Source organism: Geminocystis sp. CENA526, from assembly GCF_050753365.1.
Lineage (GTDB): Bacteria > Cyanobacteriota > Cyanobacteriia > Cyanobacteriales > Cyanobacteriaceae > Geminocystis.
In genome coordinates, this window is the sequence record NZ_JBLZFY010000267.1 from 1 (window position 1) to 1480 (window position 1480).

The 1480-nt window shown below is 37.2% G+C and carries 1 protein-coding gene; it reads right to left on the reverse strand.

Translation table 11 applies throughout. The annotated features are described in order from the left end of the window. Positions 1-92: 92 nt before the first annotated feature. On the reverse strand, positions 93-1409 hold the full coding sequence (locus ACN4EE_RS23290) for a four-carbon acid sugar kinase family protein (protein ID WP_431708892.1): 1317 nt from the start codon (positions 1407-1409) through the stop codon (positions 93-95). Positions 1410-1480: the final 71 nt, after the last annotated feature.

The window sequence follows — 1480 nt, forward strand, 5'->3', positions numbered from 1 at the left end:
GGGGGAAGAGGGGGGAGAGGGGGAAGACAAAATTACTGAGTTTTCAATTTTTAATTCTTCATTCTTAATTCTTCATTCTTAATTCTTCATTCTTAATTCTTCATTCTCTGATAGGCGGTGACTAAACCATTTTCATCGCCAACGTTACCGGGGAATAACACTACGGGTAAATTGGGAAAAAGATGATGATTTTCAGGGGTAATTATTACCGAACATCCTGCTAAAATTTGTCCTAGTAATCTGGCTTCTTTTAATGCTAAACCATCGCTTAATACATCATTGGAAGTTATACCGCCTTTACTGATTAAAAAGCCAATATCCGAAGGCAACCCTTTAACAATATCCATCAAAACTCCAGAAACTTGTTTACCAAATTCTAGTCTGGTGTGAATGTCGGGAAAACTTAACTCTTGACGACTGGTATAAACTACGGGAGTTTTAGCGTTATTTAAGGCTTGGGTTACTTTATCTAAGGCGGATTTGATTACTTGATCTCGATCGAGCCAATTATCCCGTAAAATAGTAACGTCAATTTCAATACCCACAATTTCGGGTTGTTGTAATAATTGAGTCAATTGCTGAGTGGTTTTTTTGACGTGAGAACCCACTATAATAACACCAGAGTTAGAGGTTGGCTTATATTTAGCCATGTTTTCCGCAGGAATTGGTTGTTTGCCTAAACTAGCTAAAGAGGTTAAAATACTGGCTGCACTACGGAAAAGGAACTTTTTGCCCTCCTGTGCAATTTGTAGCAAGTCATGGGCTAATTTATCTAAATCCTGTTGATTTTCGGCATCGACTACCACACATTGATTGTGTTTCAACTCTCGGAGGCGATTTTGTGTACCATTTCTAATGTCAACGAGTAAAAATCTTTCCACTTTATCGGCGGTAATTCTTCCTTTCGTCTTTTCTTCCACATAGTCAGGAAGGTAACTATATTTATATCCAAATACGGAATCTTGAGCAAACTCTGTTTCATGCACAGGAGTTTCTACACCGTTAACGAGGAGATAATGGATTGAGTCACGGGTAATTCTTCCTCCTTCAAAAAAGGCAGGTATCAGAAAATGTGCGTCAAATTCCCCTAATTCTTCGGCTATAACATCTGTTTCTAGGGGATAATGCCCTCTTAAAGTGGAGTCCGATCGACTTACCACCAAATACTCTTGTATTCCTTCTAATTCGATCGCAGTTTTCAAATTACGACAAACATCTTGAGTCACCTCCCTTGCTTCCGTTGGGGTTAATGCTCTAGTGTTGGTTAAAATAAAGAAAATGGGAGATTCATCTCGTAAACCATCCCGAAGGGTATCAATATCCCATTTCATTAATAATAAACAACTATGGACAGTTTGAGAACCTGTCGGATCATCATCTAATACGATTATTTTTGGTTGTTGACTCATAAGTTAGTGAATAATGAATAATGAATAATGAATAATGAATAATGAATAATGAATAATGAATAATGAATAAT

Coding starts and splice junctions, on each gene's coding strand:
- ACN4EE_RS23290 (WP_431708892.1), bottom strand. CDS start 1,409: ATGAGTCAACAACCAAAAATAATCGTATTAGATGATGATCCGACAGGT.